At 64.9% G+C, this 20,803-nt stretch carries 16 protein-coding genes; 7 read left to right on the top strand and 9 right to left on the bottom strand.

The window, feature by feature from the left end; all coding sequences use genetic code 11:
- Positions 1-12: 12 nt before the first annotated feature.
- Positions 13-999, bottom strand: coding sequence for a hopanoid-associated sugar epimerase (gene hpnA, locus GS_RS03425; protein ID WP_010941347.1), 987 nt, complete (start codon positions 997-999; stop codon positions 13-15).
- Positions 1,000-1,072: 73 nt separating this feature from the next.
- Positions 1,073-3,112 carry a squalene--hopene cyclase gene (gene shc / locus GS_RS03430; RefSeq protein WP_010941348.1) on the bottom strand — a complete coding sequence of 680 codons (2,040 nt, stop codon included), beginning with the start codon at positions 3,110-3,112 and terminating at the stop codon, positions 1,073-1,075.
- 228 nt (positions 3,113-3,340) lie between these two features.
- On the opposite strand from shc, the gene GS_RS03435 reads away from it, so the two are divergent.
- A complete protein-coding gene (locus GS_RS03435; RefSeq protein WP_010941349.1) occupies positions 3,341-6,040 on the top strand; it encodes an MMPL family transporter in 2,700 nt (899 codons plus the stop codon).
- Positions 6,033-6,602, top strand: a complete 570-nt coding sequence (locus GS_RS03440; RefSeq protein ID WP_010941350.1) for a class I SAM-dependent methyltransferase — start codon at positions 6,033-6,035, stop codon at positions 6,600-6,602. The genes GS_RS03435 and GS_RS03440 overlap by 8 nt, the downstream gene beginning before the upstream one ends.
- 12 nt (positions 6,603-6,614) lie before the next feature.
- Here the strand turns inward: GS_RS03440 and GS_RS03445 are convergent, their stop codons facing one another.
- Genes GS_RS03445 through GS_RS03455 form a run of 3 tightly spaced genes read right to left on the bottom strand, consistent with a single transcriptional unit; the run spans position 6,615 to position 8,159 of the window.
- The gene (locus tag GS_RS03445; protein WP_010941351.1) at positions 6,615-6,980 is read right to left on the bottom strand and encodes a translation initiation factor Sui1; all 366 of its coding nucleotides are present in this window, start codon (positions 6,978-6,980) and stop codon (positions 6,615-6,617) included.
- The gene (locus GS_RS03450; protein WP_010941352.1) at positions 6,977-7,210 is read right to left on the bottom strand and encodes a hypothetical protein; all 234 of its coding nucleotides are present in this window, start codon (positions 7,208-7,210) and stop codon (positions 6,977-6,979) included. The genes GS_RS03445 and GS_RS03450 overlap by 4 nt, the downstream gene beginning before the upstream one ends.
- A gap of 34 nt (positions 7,211-7,244) precedes the next feature.
- Positions 7,245-8,159, bottom strand: a complete 915-nt coding sequence (locus tag GS_RS03455; RefSeq protein ID WP_010941353.1) for a sugar kinase — start codon at positions 8,157-8,159, stop codon at positions 7,245-7,247.
- A 144-nt stretch (positions 8,160-8,303) separates the two neighbouring features.
- Here GS_RS03455 and GS_RS03460 point away from each other — a divergent pair, with 144 nt between their 5' ends.
- Complete coding sequence (locus tag GS_RS03460; protein WP_010941354.1) at positions 8,304-10,112, top strand: PAS domain-containing sensor histidine kinase; 1,809 nt, start codon at positions 8,304-8,306, stop codon at positions 10,110-10,112.
- On the opposite strand, the gene GS_RS03465 is transcribed toward GS_RS03460, so the two are convergent.
- Entirely contained in the window at positions 10,099-10,743 is a 645-nt protein-coding gene (locus GS_RS03465; protein ID WP_010941355.1) for an HAD family hydrolase, read from the bottom strand. The genes GS_RS03460 and GS_RS03465 overlap by 14 nt on opposite strands.
- Entirely contained in the window at positions 10,740-11,459 is a 720-nt protein-coding gene (locus GS_RS03470) for a hypothetical protein (protein ID WP_010941356.1), read from the bottom strand. Before GS_RS03470 ends, GS_RS03465 begins: the two co-directional genes overlap by 4 nt.
- Before the next feature lie 130 nt (positions 11,460-11,589).
- Between GS_RS03470 and GS_RS03475 the strand changes: the two genes are divergently transcribed.
- Positions 11,590-12,348, top strand: a complete 759-nt coding sequence (locus GS_RS03475; RefSeq protein WP_010941357.1) for a glucose 1-dehydrogenase — start codon at positions 11,590-11,592, stop codon at positions 12,346-12,348.
- A 3-nt stretch (positions 12,349-12,351) separates the two neighbouring features.
- Here GS_RS03475 and hpnI read toward each other — a convergent pair whose 3' ends face one another.
- The gene (hpnI, locus tag GS_RS03480) at positions 12,352-13,494 is read right to left on the bottom strand and encodes a bacteriohopanetetrol glucosamine biosynthesis glycosyltransferase HpnI (RefSeq protein WP_010941358.1); all 1,143 of its coding nucleotides are present in this window, start codon (positions 13,492-13,494) and stop codon (positions 12,352-12,354) included.
- A 201-nt stretch (positions 13,495-13,695) separates the two neighbouring features.
- Between hpnI and GS_RS03485 the strand changes: the two genes are divergently transcribed.
- Both GS_RS03485 and GS_RS03490 read left to right on the top strand, forming a co-directional pair.
- Positions 13,696-15,864: a HEAT repeat domain-containing protein gene (locus GS_RS03485; RefSeq protein ID WP_010941359.1), complete on the top strand. Its 2,169-nt coding sequence runs from the start codon at positions 13,696-13,698 to the stop codon at positions 15,862-15,864.
- Complete coding sequence (locus GS_RS03490; RefSeq protein ID WP_010941360.1) at positions 15,861-16,976, top strand: HD-GYP domain-containing protein; 1,116 nt, start codon at positions 15,861-15,863, stop codon at positions 16,974-16,976. Before GS_RS03485 ends, GS_RS03490 begins: the two co-directional genes overlap by 4 nt.
- Here GS_RS03490 and GS_RS03495 read toward each other — a convergent pair.
- On the bottom strand, positions 16,973-18,886 hold the full coding sequence (locus GS_RS03495) for a SpoIIE family protein phosphatase (protein ID WP_010941361.1): 1,914 nt from the start codon (positions 18,884-18,886) through the stop codon (positions 16,973-16,975). The two genes, GS_RS03490 and GS_RS03495, sit on opposite strands and share 4 nt — an antisense overlap.
- A gap of 194 nt (positions 18,887-19,080) precedes the next feature.
- Here GS_RS03495 and GS_RS03500 point away from each other — a divergent pair, with 194 nt between their 5' ends.
- Entirely contained in the window at positions 19,081-20,364 is a 1,284-nt protein-coding gene (locus GS_RS03500; protein WP_010941362.1) for a cytochrome c, read from the top strand.
- Positions 20,365-20,803 lie beyond the last annotated feature (439 nt).

Genomic DNA, 20,803 nt, shown 5'->3' on the forward strand with positions numbered 1-20,803 from the left:
TTCGGCCTCAGTTCACCGGGCATACCCGTTGGCGCGGAACCACTCCACGGCCCTGCGCAGGGCATCCACGGCGGGACGGCGTTGGAGCCCCAGCTCCCCCGTCGCCTTGGACGATTCGAAGAACATGAATTTTTTGGCCATCTGCACCCCTGCCAACGGGATGAGCGGCTCTTTTCCCGTAAGCTTGGCCAGTGCCTCGTTCACGTAAGCGGCCATGAGAATCGGGGTATGGGGGAGCCGCACCCTGGGCGCCGGAATCCCCGTGAGCCTGGCCAACAGGGCGAAGATCTCCCGCAGGGTCAGGTTCTCGTGCCCCAGGATGTACTTTTCACCGATCCGGCCGTGCCGTGCCGCCAGCAGGTGTCCCCGGGCACAGTCCTCCACATCGATGATATTGAGGCCGGTGTCCAGGTAGGCGGGCATCTTCCGGTTAAGGAAGTCGACGATGATCTTGCCCGTGGGAGTCGGCTTCACGTCGTGGGGGCCCACCGGCGTGGAGGGATTTACGATCACCAGCGGGAGACCCCGGGCGATGAACGCCTCCGCTTCCCGCTCGGCCAGGAACTTGCTTTTTTTGTAGTGACCGACCATGTCGGCGAAGGTGACCGGCGTCGTCTCGGTTCCGGGGGTGCCGTTGCCGGGATTGCCGAGGGTGCCTACGCTGCTGGTGTAGACCACCCTGGCGATGCCGCGCCGCAGGGCCGCCTCCAGGATGTTGCGGGTGCCGTCCACGTTGGCCGCATACATTGCCGCCGGCGTGCGGGTCCAGAGTCGGTAGTCGGCGGCGGCGTGGTAAAGAACCTCGCAGCCGGCAAGGCCGTGCTCCAGCGCCTGCCGATCCCGGAGATCCCCTTCGCAGATCTCCACGTCCAGCCCCGCGAGGTTCCGACGGTCGGAGCCCGGGCGGGCAAGCACCCGCACGTGGCAGCCGTCCTTCAGCAATTCCCGGACGATGCTCGCCCCTATAAAACCGGTCGCGCCGGTGACAAAAACCTTCATAGTGCCTTCAAAACTGATGTAGGGGCGGTTGGTGAACCGCCCCTACGCGTAATCCACTTACTTGTCGAGGCTGTCAGAGCCCTTTGCCCGCAAGCGTCCGGTAGCGTCCCAGCGCCATGAGAGGGAAGCAGTTCCGGTAGATGTGGTACTTGATCATGAAAAATTTCGGGAAGCCCGTGCCGGTGAAGGCGTCCTCGTCCCAGGTCCCGTCGGGCTTCTGGGTGTCGAGGAGATACTGGACTCCCCGCACCACGGACGAGCTTGCCACCTCGCCGGCGGCAAGGAGCGTGAGAAGGGCCCATCCTGTCTGAGACGCCGTGCTGGGCCCGACGCCGGCCAGCCGGGGATCGGCGTACGACTCGCAACACTCGCCCCAGCCGCCGTCTTCGTTCTGGTGCTCCACGAGCCAGTCCACGGCCTTGCGGATCCAAGGCTGGCTCATGTCTTCGCCAAAGGCGGCAAGTCCGGACATGACCGACCAAGTGCCGTAGATGTAATTTACCCCCCACCGTCCCCACCAGGGACCGTCGGGTTCCTGGGTCTCACGGATGAACTTCAGCGCCCTGACCGCCGCTGGGTGGTCCTTGGGATAACCGTAGGTCCCCATGAGCTCCAGCATGCGGCCGGTCAGATCCGCCGTGGGGGGGTCGATGAGGGCCTCCAGGTCGGCGAAGGGGATCTTGTTGAGGATGTGCTTGGTGTTGTCCTTGTCAAAGGCCCCCCAGCCGCCGTTCTTGCTCTGCATGCCCAGGCACCAGGCGATGCCGCGGGTGATGGTGTCCTCTTTGGCCCGCTGGTCCTTAACCTTCACGTTTTTGATGGCCATCATGACGATACCCGAGTCGTCCACATCGGGATACCAGTCGTTCATGAACTCGAAGGCCCAGCCGCCGGGCTCCAGATCGGGACACTTGATCTTCCAGTCGCCCGGCCTGCGGACTTCACGGTCCAGAAGCCATTGGGCCGCCTTGGAGAGGGAAGGGTGATCGGTGGGGACTCCCGAGTCGACCATGGCCATGAGGCCCAGGGCCGTATCCCATACCGGCGAGACGCAGGACTGGAGGACCAGTTCGTCCTCACCCTCGATGCAGAAGTTGGCCAGGGCCTGCAGCCCCTTGGCCACGGCCGGATGGTCGTTGGCGTAACCGAGTACGTGGAGCGCCAGCACCGAGTTGAGCATGGCGGGCTGGATGCCCCCCCAGTCGCCGGTGGGCTCCTGGTGCTCGAGCACCCACTTCTCGGCGATGGCCATGGCTTTCTTCCTGCCCGGCCGGATGGGGCTCGCCTCGTACACCTTCAGTACGTGGTCGATGCCGATGAAGATGTTCTTCCAGGTGAGGATACCGTCTTCCTTGGTGAAGGTATAGTCCGTGGGCCGCGGGGGGCGCACGTAAAGCTCCTGCACCCGGGCCCAGGGGGGCAGCTTGCGCACCGGCCGCTCCGCCATGACGATGGAGAGGGGGATGATCGTTGCCCGTGACCAGCTGGAAAACTCGTACATGTTGAAGGTGAAGCCGGCGGGGAGCAGCATCATCTCGATGGGCATGGAGGGAACCCCCAGCCAGGAGAACTCCCCGAACAGGGCAAGGAATATCTTGGTGAAGACCCGCGCCTTGAGGATGCCGCCGTGCTCTAGGATGAACGCCCGGGCCTTGCTCATGGACGGATGATCGGCCGGGTAGCCGGCGAGCTTCAGGGCGAAATAGGCCTCGATTGTGGTGGAAAGGTCGCCGGGACCGCCGTGCCAGATGGTCCAGTAGCCCTCCGTAGTCTGCTGGCGGAGAAGGTAATTGGCCATCTTCCGCTCTTTTTCACGGTTAACCAGCCCCATGAAGTGGAACAGCATGATGTATTCGGCGGTTATAGTAGCGTTGGATTCCAGCTCGGCCCACCAGTAGCCGGCGGGGAGCTGCTCGCGGAAAAAGAATTCCTGGGTCCGCTCGATAGCTATATCGAGAGGGCTCGATACCGTCGATTCCTTTTTTTTCCAAATGGTGGCGGGGAGGTGGTGGATTTTCCCCGACTTGCGTGCGGCACTATTGTCAGCTGTTTCCCGTGCCGCATCATTGAACGAAGTGAGTGCGTGCGAAATGGGATTTTTTGAGATTTTCATCTCGGCTCTGCTCCTTGGACAATGCATCTGAATATCGGCCCGCCAACCGTGGGCAGCCAACAGCAATCGGTGTTTAATATCACAGATTTAACAAAAAAGACACCGTTTTCAATGGTTACTGACCTCCCTGCAACGGCTGCCGCCGCTCCAGAGCTGCGGCACGAGACGATTGCACCCATCGGGGGGGCTATGGTATCGTGCCAAGGTTTTGACGTGTGGGGAGGATTCATGCAGCACACAAACGACAGAAAACGGTTTACGGGACTTTTCGGCGTCGTCGCCCGCCATCCGCGCCTCGTTCTCGGGGTGTCACTCCTGCTGGCAGTGCTTTCGGTGCTCTATACCTGGCAGGAGATGAGCTTCCTGACCGGCCGCGACGACCTGATGCCGAAAAATGCGCCGTTCCAGCAGGACTACCGGGCAAACCGGGCGGAATTCGGCGACCGCGAAGAGATCGTCGTGGTGGTCGAGAGCGGCGATCAGGCCAGGGCATCGGGCTTTGCCGAACGCCTGGCCGCGGACCTCTCGGCCGATCGGACGCGCTTTCGCGATGTCTTTCACCCCAACGGTCTTCCGTTTTTCCGGGAGCACGGCCTGTTGCTCCTTCCCCTGGACGAGCTGCGGTCGCTCCGAGAAAACCTTACCCTGGCCGAGCCGGTGCTGAAGGATCTCGCCTCAACGCCGTCGGTCCAGACCCTCTTTACCCATCTTACCACACGCATGGACGTTTACACGGCGGCGGACGATTCTTCCGCCGGCCGCGACCGGGAACGGGCGGGACTCGTCTTTATGCTCGACAAGCTGGGCAGCGGCATTGCCTCCTTTGGCGGCGGCAAGGGCTCCTTTTCCCTTGAAGAGGTCTTCCTCGGTGGGGACTCGGCTCTGGCCCGGGCCCAGCGGATGCAGATAGTGACGGTCAGGCCGGTGCGCGACGCTGCCAGTTTTGTTCCGGCCGAGGAGGCGATCCGCGTGGTCCGCGCCCGGGTGGCTGAGCTCAAGGCACGTCCCGAGTTCGCCGGCGTGACCGTTGGGCTCACCGGCACGCCGGTTCTGGAGTACGAGGAGATGGCAACCAGCGAGCGGGACATCACCCTGGCAACGGGTCTCTCCCTGGCCCTGACCGTGGTCCTCCTGCTGGCGGCCTTCCGGGGGGTGCTGAACGTGGCGGCCGCCATGGTTTCCCTGGTGGTGGCCATCTGCGTCTCCTTCGGCGTGGCGACCCTGGTGGTCGGGCACCTGAACATCCTTTCCATGGTCTTTGCGGTCATGCTGATCGGCATCGGCATCGAGTACGGCATCCAGGTGGTGCTCCGCTACCAGGAAGAGCTGGGGCTCGGGGCCGGTGAACTGGAGGCCGTGAACACGGGGCTCAGCCGGAACATGCTCGCCATTGTCATGGCCGCCGCCACCACGGCAGCGGCGTTTTTCACCTTCGCCTTCACCGATTTCCGGGGAATTGCCGAGCTGGGGATCATCGCCTCCCTCGGCATTGCCGTCTGCGTGGCCGTTACCTTCACCACCCTGCCCGCGGCCCTGGTCCTTCTCGTGCCGCTGCGCAAAACGAGGGAGACCGAGCGAGAAGCCCGGGCCGCCGGCCTGCTGAGGCGCTCACCCCGGTTCGCACGGCTGGAGGCGTTTCTCTTCGGCCATCCGCGGATCGTCGTGGGGATCACTGTTCTGCTCTGCCTCGCTTCGCTCTATCCGCTGGCCGATACCCGCTTCGACTACAATCTCCTTAACCTGCAGGCCCGGGGGCTCGAGTCGGTGGAGTATGCCTACAAGCTGATGAAAAGCAGGGAGAATGCGGGCTACTTCGCCGAAGTGACCGCTGCGACGCCGGCCGAGGCCAGGATGCTCACGGCCCGCCTGGAGCAGTTGCCGACGGTCGACCACGTGGTGAGCCTCCTTACGTTCGTCCCCGACGATCAGGATGCCAAGCTCCGGGAACTGGCCGTGCTGCGGGATGAACTGGCCGATGTGAACCCGGTTCCCTACGAGGAGGATCTGCGGGTCATGGAACTCCCCACGGTGTTCGAGAATTTCCGTACCTCCGTGGAGCGGTTCAAGGTGCGGCTCGAGGCGGAGAAGAGGCCCGAGGCTGTTCGGGTGGGGGCCTTCCTCGCCACCCTTGATCGTTTCTTCGCTGACCTTGAGAAAGAAAAGGACCGCAATGCCCTCGGCATGCTCCGGGATTTCCAGGGGGGGATGCTCGCCTCGTTCCCGGAACAGATCCAGCAGCTCAAGGCAAGCCTCGCAGTCCGTCCGGTAACCGAGGCGGACGTGCCTCAGCAGCTCAGGGAGCGCTTCGTGGGGAAAAGCGGCACGTATCTGCTCCAGGTGGCGCCCCGGCAGGAGATTTTCGAGCGCGAGCCACTGAAGCGGTTCCTGGACCAGGTTCGCAGCGTGGCGCCCCGGGCCAACGGCGAGCCGGTTATGGTCTACGAATCCATGACCATCATGCGCGACGCCTACTTGCGGGCGTTCGTCTACGCCTTCGGTGCAATCGTGCTGATCCTGTTCATTACCTTCCGCAGTCTAGTCTATACCCTGGTGGGGCTCGTGCCGCTGGTGGTGGGAATGCTCCTCATGGTGGGGGGGATGTGGCTGGCCGGCATTCCCTTCAACTCTGCCAATATCATCGTGCTGCCGCTTATCCTCGGCATTGCCGTGGATTCGGGGATCTACATCATCAACCGCTTCCGCCGGGAAGAGGGGGACGCTGCCTCGGTCATCATGAGCAGCACCGGCCTGGGCGTCATCTACAATACACTCACCATCATGGCGAGCTTCGGCGCGCTCATGGTGGCCCGCCACCAAGGGGTCTTCAGCATCGGGGCGGTCATGAGCCTGGGCATGGTGGCCTGCCAGGCCGCGTTCATCCTGGTGCTGCCGGCGGTGTTGACGCTGGTGGGGAAGCGTAGTGACTAGGGGGCTCAGCGGTGCGGTCCCGCTGGCGCACTTTTTCCTGCGCGAACGGGTGAAGCCGGGGGACCGGGTGGTCGACGCCACCTGCGGCAACGGCCATGATACCCTCTTTCTCGCGGAGCTGGTGGGGCCGGAGGGACGGGTCTGGGCGTTCGATATTCAGGATGCGGCCCTGGCCGCCACGGCGAAGCGGTTGGAAGCGGCCGGATGCGGGGAGCGGGTGGAGCTGGTCAACGGCGGTCACGAACGGCTGGCGGAACTGGTGCCCGGTCCGGTGACCGCCGTGGTGTTCAACTTGGGGTTTCTGCCCGGCGCGGAGAACGGCACGATCACCACCCCGGCAACCACCGGCGCGGCCCTGGACCAGGCGACGGAACTACTCCTGCCCGGCGGCATCGTTACGGTGGCGGTCTACACCGGCCATCCCGGCGGGCCGGAAGAGGAGGCAGCCGTGGATGCCTGGGCAGCCTCCCTGCCGCCGGCACGTTTCAATGTCTGGCGCTGCCGCCAGGGCAACCGTTCGTCCGCCGCGCCCTACCTGGTGGTGGCTGAGTGCCGCGCCTGAGCGCCCCTCCCTTTACCCTCCGGCCCGCTTGACGATGAATCCCCGCCGCGTGAGCTCGGCTACCAGAAGGTCGGCGTGATCGCCCTGGATCTCCACGACCCCCTCCTTCACCGTGCCGCCGGTGCCGCAGCGGCGCTTGAGCTCACCGGCAAGCTCCCTGACCCCCGCCTCGTTCAGGGGGACTCCCGTGATCACGGTTACCGTCTTGCCGCCCCGCCCTTTTGTTTCGCGCCTGACCCGCACAATGCCGTCTCCGGCCGGGGCCGCGCCCTTTTCCCGGCAGGAACAGGATGCAACCGGCTTGCCGCAGCCGGAACAGATTCGACCGTGTTCCGACGACCAGACAAGGGTGGCGCCGGACGAGCTTTTCCCTTTCATTGTTCCTTCCCCCCCGAAAAGCGCCGGCCCAGGTCCCGGCCCGCCTTGAAGCCCAGCAGCGCCAGGGGCCAGGCATGCCAGAGCAGATCGAAGATGTCGATGGGACGCGTCAGGGTCCCGGCCGACAGCATCCGGAACTTTTCGACCAGGTGAGGCTCCGGCACGAAGGGGGCCATGCCCAGGATCAGGGCGAGAGGAATCAGGACAGGGTACGTCATCAGGTGTTTCATGGATTGACCTCTTCATGTGGTGTTGCGGCCCGGTTCAGACGGCCGGCACGGGAATTCCCCGGTCAACGAGGAACCGGATCACTTCGTCCAGCCGGGGCGCTCCCCGCTGGGCACCCAGGTGAAGGCATGAAAGGGCCGCCGCGGCCGAGGCGAAGATCACCGTCTCCCGCAACGGCCACCCCTTGAGGAGCCCGAACAGATAGCCCCCGTGAAAGACATCCCCGGCACCCGTGGTGTCCAGGGTCGTTACGGGAAACGCCGGCACGTGGCAGGTCGTTCCGTCGTGCCGGGTGAGGCTCCCCCTGTCGCCCAAGGTAACGGTGACTGTCGGTGCGCCGAGGCCGTCGGCAAGCCGTGCGAACTGCTCCTCGGAACCGTCCCAGCCCAAGTCGAGGAAGAACTGCTCCGCCGCCACCAGGTAATCGCAGAGTTTCGCGAGCTCCCGCATCCCAGGACGCATCCGGCCCGCGTCCACCATGACCGGGATTCCCCGGCGCCGGGCCTCCCGGACCCCATGGAGGGACGCCTCTTCCATGAGCCCGTCCAGGTGGAGGAAGGCGCTGCCGGACCAGAACGGCTCCTCAAGTTCCGCAGGGGCCAGGTGGGCGCCGGTGGGGCGCTGCCAGACGATGGTCCGCCGCCCGCCGGTCCGTTCGACCATGATGAAGGCCCGCTGGGAGGCGGCTCCCGGCCGGGTGAGCAGATGGGTCACGTCAATTCCTTCCGCGTGGAGCGCATGGCGGATCAGCGCGCCCGCGGCATCGTCCCCCACCACACCGGCAAAGCGGCACTGCAGGCCGAGTCTCGCCACAGTCACCAGTGCCGTGGCCGCCGGCCCTCCTCCCTGCTCCACCCATTGTCCCGATTCTGCTTTGCTGTCGGGCGAGGGATACTCCTCCACCTCAGCCAGCGTGTCCCAGCAGCACTGTCCCAGTCCCGTCACAACCATCGTCACGTCTCCGTGTGCATCTGCTCGTAAAGGTTTATTAAAAAACCAGTAAACATTAAAATTGTTTACATTGTCGTCGCAATTCGGTTACATTTGCAAACTTATTCCATCCTGCCCTGATCAAATTCAAATCCGGAGCACTGAATGAATTCCGACCGCCTCGCCTTGATCCTGGAAACCGCCACCGACGGATTCTGGGATTGGGACCTGCGCGCTGACCGACTTTTCCTGAGTGAAGGCTACCGCACCCTGATCGGCTACTCATCCGACGAAACCTTTATTGACAGCGTCTTTATCGAGGCAATCGTCCATCCCGACGATCGGCCCGCGTGCGTGCCGGTCATCAGAGACCTCATGGATGGGAGCCGCATCTCGGCCACCCTTGAATACCGTATCCTGCGGGGTGACGGCGCCACCGTCTGGGTCCAGGCGCGGGGGACCGCCGTGGACCATGATGACGCCGGTCGCCCGGCCCGGATGGTGGGGACCATCTTCGATATAACCGCACGCAAGCGGAACGAGGAACAACTCGTCCTGATGGGGGCGGTGGTCGATGATGCCACCGATGAAATCTTCTGGGCGGACCGCCAGGGGCGCCTGGTGTATGTCAACCGGGCGGCCTGCGAGAACCTCGGTTATTCCCGCGAAGAGCTCCTCTCCATGACCGTCAGCGACGTGGATCCCCTGGTCCCCTCCGACCGCTGGCCCGTCATGTGGGAAACGGTGCGGCTCCAGGGTGGGTTCGTTATGGACTCGGTCCACCGGACCCGGGACGGCCGCGACATCCCCAAGGAGATTTCCGTCAGGTATGCGAGCATCGGTGGGCGGGAGATCGTCTACGGCTTTGCCCGTGATATCAGCGAGCGGAAACGGGTGGAAGAAGCCCTGCGCACCAGTGAGCACCGGCTGCGGCTCATGGTGGAGCATCTGCCTGCAGGCGCCGCCCACCGGGAGGGTGACCGGCTCCTGGTCAACCGGGCAGTGGAAGAGATAACCGGTTACCGGCGCCATGAACTGGACACCCTCGACAAGTGGTTTTCTACCATCTACGGCGAGCAGGCCGCAGAGGTCCGCGCCGTCTACGAGGCGGATCGCGCGGCGGGGATGCGCGTCCCCCGCATCATGCCCGTCAGGCGCAAGGACGGCACGATCCGCCACCTGGAGTTCTTCGGTTACCAGTACGAATCGGGCGAGGTCTGGCTCCTGCACGACGTCACCGACCGTCGGGCCGTCGAGGAGGAAATCCGGCGGCTGAATGCCGACCTGGAAGCGCGGGTCCGGGAGCGCACCGCCGACCTGGAGTCGTTCTGTCACTCGGTCTCCCATGACCTGCGGGCACCCCTGCGGCACATCGCCGGCTATGCACGGATGCTCCAGGAGGACTACCGGGACCGTCTCGATGACACCGGCCGCCACTGCCTGTCGCGCATCGGCCGGGCGGCGGTCAATATGGGTGAGCTGGTGGACGGGCTCCTGAGTCTGTCTCACATCTCACGGGAGGACATTGAGCGCCGTAATGTCAGCCTGAGCTCCATTGCGCGCTCGGTGGGCCGCGAATTGTCCGAACGGGAGCCGGACCGCAAGGTGGAACTCGAGGTTGCCGACGGGATCAACGGTTGCGGTGACCCGCGCCTGCTCAGGATACTGTTCGAAAACCTCCTGGGCAATGCCTGGAAGTTTACTGCACGTGTCGAGCGGCCCAAGGTCGAGTTCCGCATGGAGTCCCGCGATGGCAAAAATGTGTATGTCGTCCGCGACAACGGCGTTGGCTTCGATATGCGCTATGTTCACAAGCTCTTCGGTTCCTTCGAGCGGCTCCACGGCCCCGAGGAATTCTCCGGCCCAGGCATGGGGCTGGCCATTGTCCGCCGGATCGTGGAACGCCACGGCGGCACGGTCCGGGCCGAGAGCGAGATCGGACGGGGGGCCGCGTTCTCCTTCACTCTCGGCTGATTCCCCGTTCCACCAGTTCAGCCAGCTCTTCCAGGCTTGCCACCGCCAGATCGGTGAACTGGGGCCAGCGGAAGGCTCGGGTCCGGTCCACGTGTACCGTGAGCGCCCCTGCCGACCGGCCGCACTGGAGGTCGAAGAGGTAGTCCCCCACCATTACCGCAGACCGTCCGGTTGTCCCCCAGGATGCCGCCAGGCGGAGGATGCCGTCCGGCTCCGGCTTGGGGAGTGCGTCGTGACGCCCCAGAATGCTCCCGGCCGGGAAGTAGCTCCCCACGCCGATATGTTCCAGCACCCGCAGCGCCACCTGTCTCGTGTTGCGGGTCACGATCCCCATGCGTACTCCGCGCCGGTCCAGGGCCTGCACCAGGCGCCGGGCTCCGGCGGACGCCTCGGCCCGGCCCGCCAGTTCGATCTCGATTTCGTCCAGAAGTCCGTGTAGACGCCGCGACTCCCCTTCGGGGAGAGTGTCCAGATGGCCGAGGATGTCGCACCCCGCCGGCACCCCCAGGGCGGCGCGTATGGCGGCGAAGTCGTGAACCGGCTCGGTCAGGGTTCCATCCATGTCGAAGATCCAGTAAGGGCGCGCCAGCAGGTCAGGCACGACCGGGTCCGGACGCCGTTCGTCCGTCATCGTTCGCCCCCCCGCTGTTGAACCCGGCCGAGAACAGCTTCCAGCAGTGCAGCACTCTGGGCGAGCTGCCCGTAGGTCTCCTCCGGGGTCATGTCCCGGTTTTCCCGCCGCATCCGCTCGGCCAGCCGGCTGGCGCCATTGGCGATTCGCGTGATCTCCCGGGCCAGGTCCGCTTCGAAACTCTCCCTGCCCAGGGCCACCGGCGCCATGAGCCGCTGGATACGCTCAACGTCACGGAGAACCGATTTTTCCACGATGCCGTCGTTTCGTTCGTGGCGCCTCCGGTTGAAGTCGTCGTAGGGGGTGTTGTGCAGGGGCATGGAAAGATCCGCCAGGTAGTGGGCAGCGTAGGCCAGGTGGTATTCGGCGTACTTCCCCTCGCGGCTGGAGCGTTCGTATCCCCGGAGCGCGGCGATGATGGCGCCGTAGAGATGGCCCTCTTCATCGGATGGATCGTTGTAGCGGGCAATCTGGCCGAGGACCGTCCCGACGGTCACCGCCTCGCCCCGGTTGTTGTTGCAGTAGTGGTTGCGCTGTTCGATGTTTCCCGCCTTCTGCTTGGCGATATCCGGTCCTGCCGCGTTGTACCACTTGTGGTAGCCGGCCGCCCGTGCAACCGCCAGGTGGGTTTCATCGTGCCAGCCATGGGCAGCGCCCGCTGCGGCGAGCAGATGCCCGGCAAGCGCCGCGGTGATGATGCGAAGATAATGCCTCATGATTGTTCCTCCGGCGGCGTCCGGTTCGCCGCCCGGTCAATGGTAGCAGAAGATCGGGGAAAAACAGAGAACCAAAATGGAGTACAATTGTCTGGCAGCGCACTGCGAAAACCAGCGTGAGGGGGGTGTCATGCCGCTCAAGGGAAAGGTTGCCGTAGTTACCGGGGGAGCCCAGGGAATCGGCAAGGCGGTCGTGAAGAAGCTGATGGAAAAGGGATGCGCCGTGGTCATGGCCGACACGGACTGGGAGGCCGGGGAGGAAACGGCCGCCGGGTTCGCCGGACTCGGCCGGGTCCTGTTCGTTCCCGCCGACGTGGGCCGGGAGGACGATGTCCGCGTGCTCGTGGAGCGGGCGGCGTCGCATTTCGGCAGGCTGGACATCCTGGTCTGCAATGCCGGCGTCTTCCGGAGCGTTCCCCTGGAGCACTGTTCCCTGGACGAATGGCAGAGGCTAATCGGCACCAATCTGACCGGCGCCTTTCTCTGCGCGAAGCACGCTGCACCGTTCCTGGCGTGCCACGGCGGCAGCATCGTCACCATCGCCTCCACCCGGGCATTCATGTCCGAGCCCGACACCGAGGCCTACGCCGCGTCCAAGGGGGGGCTGGTGGCGCTCACCCATGCCCTGGCCGTTTCCCTCGGCCCCGGCGTGCGGGTGAACTGCATCTCTCCCGGCTGGATCGAGACCTGCGAGTGGCAGAAGGCGAGCCGTCGCCGGCCCGCGGCACATTCGGAGGAGGACCGGAGCCAGCACCCCGCCGGCCGGGTCGGCACGCCGGAGGATGTGGCATCCCTGGCGGCGTGGCTGGTCTCGCCCGAGGCGGGATTCGTCACCGGCGTCAATTTCGTGGTGGACGGGGGAATGACGCGGAAGATGGTGTACGTGTAACTCTCAGCCGATTTCCACGATCTTTCCTCCCGGCAGGAGCCGGAAGAGGTTGCCGCGCCAGCGGACCCGGTTGCCGGCGAAGGAGAGGGCCCAGGTGGCGAAGGCGAGGATGTCGCGCAGGGGGAGGAGCCAGAGCCAGCGGGGGAAGATGCCGTCCCGCAGGTACCGGCGGCTGAAGGTAACGGCCACCAGGGCGCGGGTCAGGTAGAGGAGGATCACCGCCCCCCATCCGGCGGCGGAACAGCCCGACACCAGAAGTGCCAGGCAGGCCAGGGGAACGGGCTGGGTGATGCCCGAGCCCAGGTAGCCGCCGGGGCGCGAGGCCCGCATGGTGCGGCACCAGCGGAGCTGGCGGGAGAGGACCGTGGTCAGGTTCTCCCGGTGCATGACGCTCTCCACGAAACAGTCCGACAGCTCCAGCCGCCAGCCGGCCCGGTGGATCTTGTTGCCCAGCTGGTAGTCGTCGGCCAGATAGTGGGTCAGGGCCGGGAAGCCGCCGATGGACTCCAGTGCCGTGCGCCGCACCGCCATGGAGGCGCCCAGGGCGAAGGAAAGCCCTTCGAGCCGTTGGGCGACCATGACGTTCGGCACCATCTCCACTGTGAACCCCATGGCCTCCAGGGCCGTGGCGGCGCCCCGTACGCCGGGGCTCCGGTAGAGAGAGGTGACGAGCCCCACTGCCGGGTCGGCGAACGGCGCGGTCACCTCCCCCAGATAGTCGGACGTGACACGGATGTCGCTGTCGCAGACGATGAGGATGTCGTGCCTGGCCCTTGGGAAGGCGTTGATCAGGTTGGAGACCTTGTAGTTGGGGCCATGGATGGTGCCGTCCACCACCAGATCGATGTCACGGTCCGGAAACTCGGCCATGAGGCGCCGGATCACCGGAATGACCGGGTCGTCGGCCGAGGCGCAGGCAAAGAGCATCTGCCACGGCCCGCCGTACTCCTGGCGGCAGAAGGAGGCGAAGTTCTCGAAGCTCTCTGCGTCCATCCCCTTGACCGGCTTGAGGATGGTCACCGGCGGGGTGTGTCCCGGTCCGGGTCGCTGCCGGCCGAACCAGGCCCGGGCGCAGAAGAGTGCCAGGAGCCCGTAGGCCAGCGGCGGGAGAACGGCGAGGAGGGGAAGCAGGGTGTCGGGCGTCACGGGAACCTCTCTGCGGCGCGCCCCTAGTGTCCGGCGCGGCAGGGCTATTCTCTCCATTTGGGCTGATTATGCAACCCCTTTTTCCCCCAGGGAAGCGGTTCCGACGGCATGCGTTGCACGGTATGCCGTTTTCGTTTACGATGCACCGGCAATGAGCCGGGCTCAGCAGTTACGGTGCCGGTGCCACGGGAGCGGTCACGTTTGACTGATACGAACTCAGACATACGCATTGCCGGCATCGAGCCGGGTATTCTCTCCTCGTTCATCATCGAGCTGAATATCCTGAGGCGGGCGGTCTCGGCCTACCCGGAGGGGCATCCGGCCATCCGCTCCGCGGCGGAGAAGGTCGCCGGCCAGACGGACCTGCTCCTCGCCGGCGAGGGAAGCGCCACCATGGGCATCGCGCGCGACACCATCCTCTTCGGCGGCCACCCCCTGGACCGTCGGAACCTCGTGTTCCGTGACCTGGCACGGTTTCTCTCCGAGCGGGGGCTCACCCTGCTTACGGTGAAACGGGGCGTCTCCCCGGACGAACTGGTCCGGTTCTGCTCACTGCTGGGTCTCCGGCGCGAGGAGATTCGCCAGCGGGGTGGCCTGGGGCGGATGATGACCGAAGCGGCTATCCTGGGGCTTGAGGTGACGGGGCTCGATTACGGCCTGTTCCACGTAACCGAGGACGAGCGTGTTACGGCCCCATCGGCCGATCAGGACGATCTTTCACTCTGGGAGCGGTACGTGCGGGGGATGCTCGATGGTACCCTGGACCCCTTCGGCACGGTGACCGAGCATCACGGCACTCTGGCGCCGGAGGAGCTGGCCCGGCTCATGAACGGCTGCCTCGCCGGCTCATCGGAAAACCGGCAGAAAAGTTACGACGCGGTCATCACCGCGTTTCTCCGCACCGTACGGGAGGCCGAGCAACATCCGGTGGGAGACGATAGTCAGACGGCCCGCCTGGCCGAGCTGGCCGAACTGCTCACCCCCGAGTTACGCCGCCAGTTTCTGGGCAGTACCTTTGCGTCCCTGGCGCGCCATCCTGCCATGGCGGAGCGGGTTGCCGCAGCCCTGTCCGACGGAGCGGTCATGGAGGCCTTTACGGGGCTGACCGAACGCGGCTCCTCCATCCCTGCCGTTCTGCTCGATCTCTTTCAGCGTTTCGGTTTGGCCGCCCCCTCCACTGCTGTCGGCCGGGCCCCATCGTCCCATCCCGCCGGGGCGGCGGAGATGGCGCGCCGGTTGGAAACCGTTCTGCGAGAAGGGGACAGCCGGGCCTTCGTTCCCCTGCCCTATGAGGAAGACCTCTCCCGTTTGACGCGAGCCGGGGTTCAACGGGCGGTGGCTCCCGAACTGGAGTCCCTGCGGCTGGAACTTGAATCGGAAAATGCTGCAGTCAAGGCGGGAGAGGTCATCATGGAAATCATCCGCCTGGAGCCTGACGGAGCCGACCCGTTTGCGTCGAACCTGGCAGAGCTTGCCGAGTACTACCTCGCCACCGGAGACTTCGGTTCACTGGGGGGACTGTTCCTGCGCATCCACGCCCTGGAAAAGGCCGGTGCCGGCGCTGCCCTGCGAGAGGCACTCGGCGCTCCGTCTTTCGCGGCTGCATTGATCGACGCGCCCGCCATCTGGGGAAAAGTGCGTTACGACGAGATCCGGCAGATTATTTCGCAGCTCGGCTCCCCCTGTGTGACTCCCCTGCTTGACCGGCTGGCGGTGGAGGAGTCCATGACCCTCCGACGCTGGTACATGGAATGCCTGATGGGGCTCGGCGACGCCGCCGGCGCTGCCGCCGTCGCCCTCCTGGAGGACGGCCGGTGGTACTTCGTGCGAAACCTCCTGATCCTTCTCCGGCAACTCGACTACTCGGCCGGCGCGGCACCCGCCAGAAAGCTGCTTGCGCATCCCCACCCCAAGGTACGTCAGGAGGCGGCCCGCACCCTGCTCAGGTTCCGCGACTCCCAGGCGGAGCAGTGGCTGCTCCGCGGGCTGGACAGCTCTGACCGCGAGACCCTGCTCATGGCGGTGCCGTTGGTGGACGGCAATGCGAGCCGGCGGGTCCGGGCTCAGTTGATCGAGCTTCTGCGGCGCGGCGGCGCTGCCGCCGATCCAGAGGTCCGCTGCGCCACGGTCCGGGCGCTGGCCGAGACGGGGGATCCCGCAGCCCTGCCGGAGCTGACGCGCATTCTGGGCAGCAGGAGCCTGCTGCGCTCCGCGGCCCTCAATCAGGTGAAGCTGGAGGTGATCCGCTCGCTTCCCCGTTTCCCGGGGCAGGAGCCCCTGCGCCTGCTGCGCGATGCCGCCGCTACTGGTGGCGAAATCGCCGGTGCCGCGCGGGTCGCGCTCAGGCTCGCCGAAGCGAGGGACCGATGAACGAAGCGACGCGTCAACGGCTTCTCGGGGCACTCAGGTCGCTGGTCACGGCCATTTCCGGCGCCGCCCTCTACGCGGCCCGGCATCCCCGCGTCATCCTGCTGCGTTCCGAGGCGTTCACAGAGCTGTCGGCCGCCCTTGAGGCGGACGAGGCCCTGTCGCTGGTGGTCATCGATGGCGAGATACTGGTGGAGGGCACGCCGCTTGACGGAGGGCTGTTTCTGCAACGCCTCGCGGGAATGCTCACGTCCCGGGGGATCGGGCACCTCAAGTTCCTGCGCGGCGTGACGGAAGAGGAGCTGGCGGCCCTGGCATCGATTCTCGCTGGGTCGGGAACGGCGGGTGGCGAGTTCCATTCGTCACCCCACGTGCGGTTCGGCCGGGTGGAGGTCCGCTATTCCGGGGGCACGGACGGCACCGGACACGCCTCGGGCCTGCCCGCCATGGAGATCGGCCGTTTTATGGAGCTGTACCAAGGGGTCGCCCGCCACCGGCGCAGCCATGTGACCGGCCTGGCCGATCTGGTGGCGGGCTTCATCACCGCCCTGCGCGAGCAGGCCAGTCCGCTGGCGGCCCTGGCCCCTTTGCGGGACGTTGACGAATATACATTCACCCACTCGGTGAACGTCTGTGTCCTCAATCTGGCCCAGGCCATGGCCCTGGGCATCGACGGGCCTCTCCTGCAGGAAATAGGCATTGCCGGCATGCTTCACGACATCGGCAAGATGTTCGTTCCCCCCGAGATACTCACCAAGCCGGGCCAGCTGGATGATGACGAATGGGCCGTCATGCGCCGCCATCCCCTCATGGGAGCCCGCTGTCTGGCTGAAACCCCCGGCGTGCCGCGGCTCGCAGTGGTTGCCACCTTCGAGCACCATCTAAAGCACGATCTCTCCGGCTATCCGTCCGTTGCCGCCGGCTGGCGCCAGAGTCTCTGCAGCGAGATGACGACCCTTTCGGACTTTTTCGATGCCCTGCGCACCCGGCGCGCCTACCGCGACTCCATGGAACTCCGTCAGATAGCCGGCATCCTGCTGGAGAAGCGGGGCCGGGATTTCCATCCCCTCCTCACCCGCAATTTTCTGCTGGTCTTGAGCCGGCTTGCCGCCTAATCCCCCACCTTCAGCAGCGCCATACAGATGTCGTCGCCGGACGGCACTCCCCCCGTGAACATCCGCAGTCGTGTCAGAATGGCGTCGAGGAGTTCTTCCGGTTCGCGTCCGCTTTCCTCCTCCATGGCCCGGGCGAGCCTGGCCGTGCCGAAGAATTCCCCGTCCGCGCCGGTCGCCTCGGTGATGCCGTCGGTGTAGAGCAGAAGGATGTCTCCGGCGGCCATGGTGACTTCGTTCTGCTCATACTCCACGAGGGGATTGACGCCGAGGATCAGCCCCTCCGCGTCAATCTGGCGGCATTCCCCCCGGCGGCGGCAGACCAGGGGAGGGCTGTGTCCGGCGCTGGCAAAGGCCAGAGTGTGGGTGGCGGGGGAGTAGGAGGCATAGAAGAGGGTTATGATGAGCTCCGCCCGGGACAGGTCTTCATGGAGCAGTGCATTGAGCGAACCGACGATCTGAGCGGGTGTTCCCCCCGCGTGGACCAGGGAGCGGATGACGCTCCGCAGTTCGGTCATGATAAGAGCCGCGCCGACGCTGTGGCCGGACACGTCAGCGATGACCAGGTCGAGTGAGCCGTCCTCCCGGGGGAAGAAATCGTAGTAATCGCCCCCCACGTGGGCGGCCGGCACCCAGCGCCCCGCGCACCGGCAACCCGGCACGGGCGGAGGCGTCTCCGGCAGCAGCGATCGCTGGATCTGGCGGGCCAGCTGCATGTCGCAGGCGAGCCGGGCATTCTCCAACAGCGCTTCCTGGGCCTGTTTCCGCTCGGCAATGTCCTGCTTGATGGCAATGAAGCAGCGGATGGCCCCGCGTTCGTCCCGCACCGGCGTGATGGTCTGCTCTTCCGGGTAGAGGGAGCCGTCCCGGCGCCGGTTGATCATCTCGCCGTGCCAGACCGTACCCGAGCGAATGGTGTGCCACAGATTGCGGTAGAACTCCTTACCGTGCACGCCGGAGTTGAGGATACCGATGCCGCGGCCCGCCACCTCGTCCAGCAGGTAGCCGGTCAGGCGGGTGAAGGCGGGGTTGGCCCAGATTATCCTCCCCTCCGGGGCGCAGATGACGATGGCGTTGGCCGCCGCCTTCAGGGCCACGGTCTGAATCTGGCGGGTCAGTTCTCCTTCCTTGCGCTCGGTGATGTCGGCGATGAGTCCGTCGTAGGCCGTGAGCCGGCCCGTGTCGTCCCAGGTTGGGACGATGGTATTGCGCACCCAGCGGGTTTCACCGTCCTTGCGGACGATCCGGTGCTCGAGGGTCACCACCCCCTTCTTTGCCTCCAGCCGGGCGATGCTGGCCAGCACCCGGTCCCGGTCTTCGCCGTGGATCATCTCGTACCAGAGGGTGGGGCGGGTATTGTATTCGTCGCTCGTGTAGCCGGTCACGGGCAGGCACCCCTGGCCGTGGGAGGTGCGGATCACGTGCCCTTCCGCCAATTCCACGGTGTAGGTGTAGTTGGACACGGCGGCCACCAGCCGCCGGTACCGTTCCTCGCTCCGGGCCAGGGCCTGTTCGGCCTCCCGGCGCTTGCGGCGCACTTCCGCCTCCTGCAGTTCGCGGGCGATGGCAGGCACCAGCCGGGAGGTGCTTCCCTTGATGAGGTAGTCGTTGGCGCCCGCCTTCATGGCGGCCACCGCCGTTTCCTCGCCGATTTTGCCCGACACCACGATGAACGGCAGATCCTCCTCCCGCTCCCGCCAGAGCCGCAGCGCGTCCATGCCGCTGAAGCGGGGGAGGACGTAGTCCGAGAGGGCCAGATCCCAGTCCCGCGCCGCCATGGCCGCAACCATCTCGGCGGCGGTCTCCACCCGCACATGATCAGGCTCGTATCCCCCCTTGCGGAGTTCCCGCAGCACCAACAGCATGTCGTCTTCGGAGTCTTCGATGATCAGAACGCGGAGTGGAATGCCCATGGCGTGCCTCCTGGTGCCCTGTCCCGGAGATAACGTCCCGGTTTCATAGTGTACTACGGGTTGCAGGTGGGGCAAGAAGGAGGCGTCGACGGGCGAAAAAAATCAGTGCCTCCACAAATGCGTTCAAGAAAATTTCCGTTATGCCGAAAAGAGTTACATGAGTTGAGACTATGTTATTGGCACTGGAGAACATCATGAAATCATTGCAGGCGGGGTGTGTATCTGCGGTACTGGCGGCCATCTGTATTGCGACGCCGGCCGGGGCCTTCCATTCGGGCGGTGCGGCCCAGTGCGAGGGGTGCCACACCATGCACAATACAAGCGAAGGCGCCGCCATGACCGGGTCGAGCGCCCGCTTTCAGAGCGGCCCGTTTCTTCTCAGAGGATCGGACCAGAGCTCAGCCTGCCTCAACTGCCATCAGCAGGCCGGAGACACCGGTCCCACCTCGTATCATGTTTCCACTGCCGAAAATGACATGCCCGTGGGGTCGCCGCCGTTGCAGCTCACCCCCGGCGGCGATTTCGGCTGGCTGAAAAAATCCTATTCCTGGGCTCCCGCGCCGGGCTCAGCCTCGGTGGAGATTCGCGGCGAACAGCATGGTCACAACATTGTCGCCGCCGACTTTAACTATGTGGCAGACACCACAAATATCAACGCTCCGGGAAGCTCCACTCCCTATCCGTCCGACAGCCTCCACTGTTCCAGCTGCCACGATCCGCACGGCGCGTACCGCATTGTGGAGAACGGGGTTCAGGCCACGAGCGGCAAGCCGATCAGGGGGGCCGGCTCCTACGGCTCCCTCCCCGACGCAGGTTCCGCCGTGGGTACGTATCGACTCCTGGCGGGGGTCGGCTACAAACCCAAGTCCCTGGCCGGCGGCCCGGCCTTTACCCACGCAGCGCCTTTTGCGGTGGCGCCCGTCGTCTACAACCGGTCCGAAGAATCCAGCGACACCCGCGTTTCCTACGGCAAGGGGACTTCTGCCTGGTGCACCAACTGCCATGCCCTCATGCATTCTGCCCCCGGTTCTTCGCTTCACCCGGCCGACAAACAGCTCGGCGACGTGGCCCAGACCTACAATGCCTACCGCAAGACGGGCAGCCTGGACGGCACTGTGGCTACGGCCTATCTGTCGCTTGTCCCGTTTGAGCTGGGGGATGTGACCGACCTGACGGCCCTCAAGGATGCAATCGCCACCACCGCCGGTCCGGCCGCAACGGACAAGGTGTCGTGTCTTTCCTGCCACCGTGCCCACGCCTCCGGCTTCAGCCATATGACGCGGTTCGCCATCGACTCCAACCACATTACCGTGGCCGATGCCTCCGGCAATGCCATCTGGCCCGATCCGGTCATGAACCCCTCCCAGGCCCAGGGCCGGACCGTGGCCGAGACCCGGCAGGCATACTACGGGAGGCATCCGCAGGCGTTTTCTCCCTACCAGCGCGTGCTCTGCAACAAGTGCCACGCCAGGGACTGATATCGAGTGTCCGCACCACTCTGAGAAAAGCGAAAACAGTGGCTTGAAAGGGCCGGCCAGCAATGGTCGGCCCTTTTTTGCCGCTGATGCACGTCCGGAAGTGCTCGCCCCCCCTCGCTCAACCACCTTCCCGAAACCTCCGCTCCTTCGTACCCGCTGAAAACACAAGGAAATAAACAAAAGCAGTGCAATTAAGGGGAGATGGATATTAAACTGCATCACCTGCGGTTACTTTGTATTTATTAAATTTTTGTCACATATTGGTATTCAATTTGCTGCTTTATGAATAGCTTTGATGGGTACGTGGGGTGTTGGCAATGGGTGCATAGTGAAACTGATTGATTTCATTGTGAACTGTTGTTTTCGGAAGGCTGTTGCCAATCGGTATTATGTCGTGATTTTGACTTTTGGTGCGTCGAGTGTCGGTTATTTAACGTAA

The sequence above is a fragment of the Geobacter sulfurreducens PCA genome (assembly GCF_000007985.2).
In the GTDB taxonomy this organism is placed as follows: Bacteria; Desulfobacterota; Desulfuromonadia; order Geobacterales; family Geobacteraceae; genus Geobacter; species Geobacter sulfurreducens.

Coding starts and splice junctions, on each gene's coding strand:
- GS_RS03475 (WP_010941357.1), top strand. CDS start 11,590: ATGCCGCTCAAGGGAAAGGTTGCCGTAGTTACCGGGGGAGCCCAGGGA.
- GS_RS03460 (WP_010941354.1), top strand. CDS start 8,304: ATGAATTCCGACCGCCTCGCCTTGATCCTGGAAACCGCCACCGACGGA.
- shc (WP_010941348.1), bottom strand. CDS start 3,112: ATGAAAATCTCAAAAAATCCCATTTCGCACGCACTCACTTCGTTCAAT.
- GS_RS03450 (WP_010941352.1), bottom strand. CDS start 7,210: ATGAAACACCTGATGACGTACCCTGTCCTGATTCCTCTCGCCCTGATC.
- GS_RS03470 (WP_010941356.1), bottom strand. CDS start 11,459: ATGAGGCATTATCTTCGCATCATCACCGCGGCGCTTGCCGGGCATCTG.
- GS_RS03455 (WP_010941353.1), bottom strand. CDS start 8,159: ATGGTTGTGACGGGACTGGGACAGTGCTGCTGGGACACGCTGGCTGAG.
- GS_RS03490 (WP_010941360.1), top strand. CDS start 15,861: ATGAACGAAGCGACGCGTCAACGGCTTCTCGGGGCACTCAGGTCGCTG.
- hpnA (WP_010941347.1), bottom strand. CDS start 999: ATGAAGGTTTTTGTCACCGGCGCGACCGGTTTTATAGGGGCGAGCATC.
- GS_RS03435 (WP_010941349.1), top strand. CDS start 3,341: ATGCAGCACACAAACGACAGAAAACGGTTTACGGGACTTTTCGGCGTC.
- GS_RS03495 (WP_010941361.1), bottom strand. CDS start 18,886: ATGGGCATTCCACTCCGCGTTCTGATCATCGAAGACTCCGAAGACGAC.
- GS_RS03500 (WP_010941362.1), top strand. CDS start 19,081: ATGAAATCATTGCAGGCGGGGTGTGTATCTGCGGTACTGGCGGCCATC.
- GS_RS03465 (WP_010941355.1), bottom strand. CDS start 10,743: ATGACGGACGAACGGCGTCCGGACCCGGTCGTGCCTGACCTGCTGGCG.
- GS_RS03445 (WP_010941351.1), bottom strand. CDS start 6,980: ATGAAAGGGAAAAGCTCGTCCGGCGCCACCCTTGTCTGGTCGTCGGAA.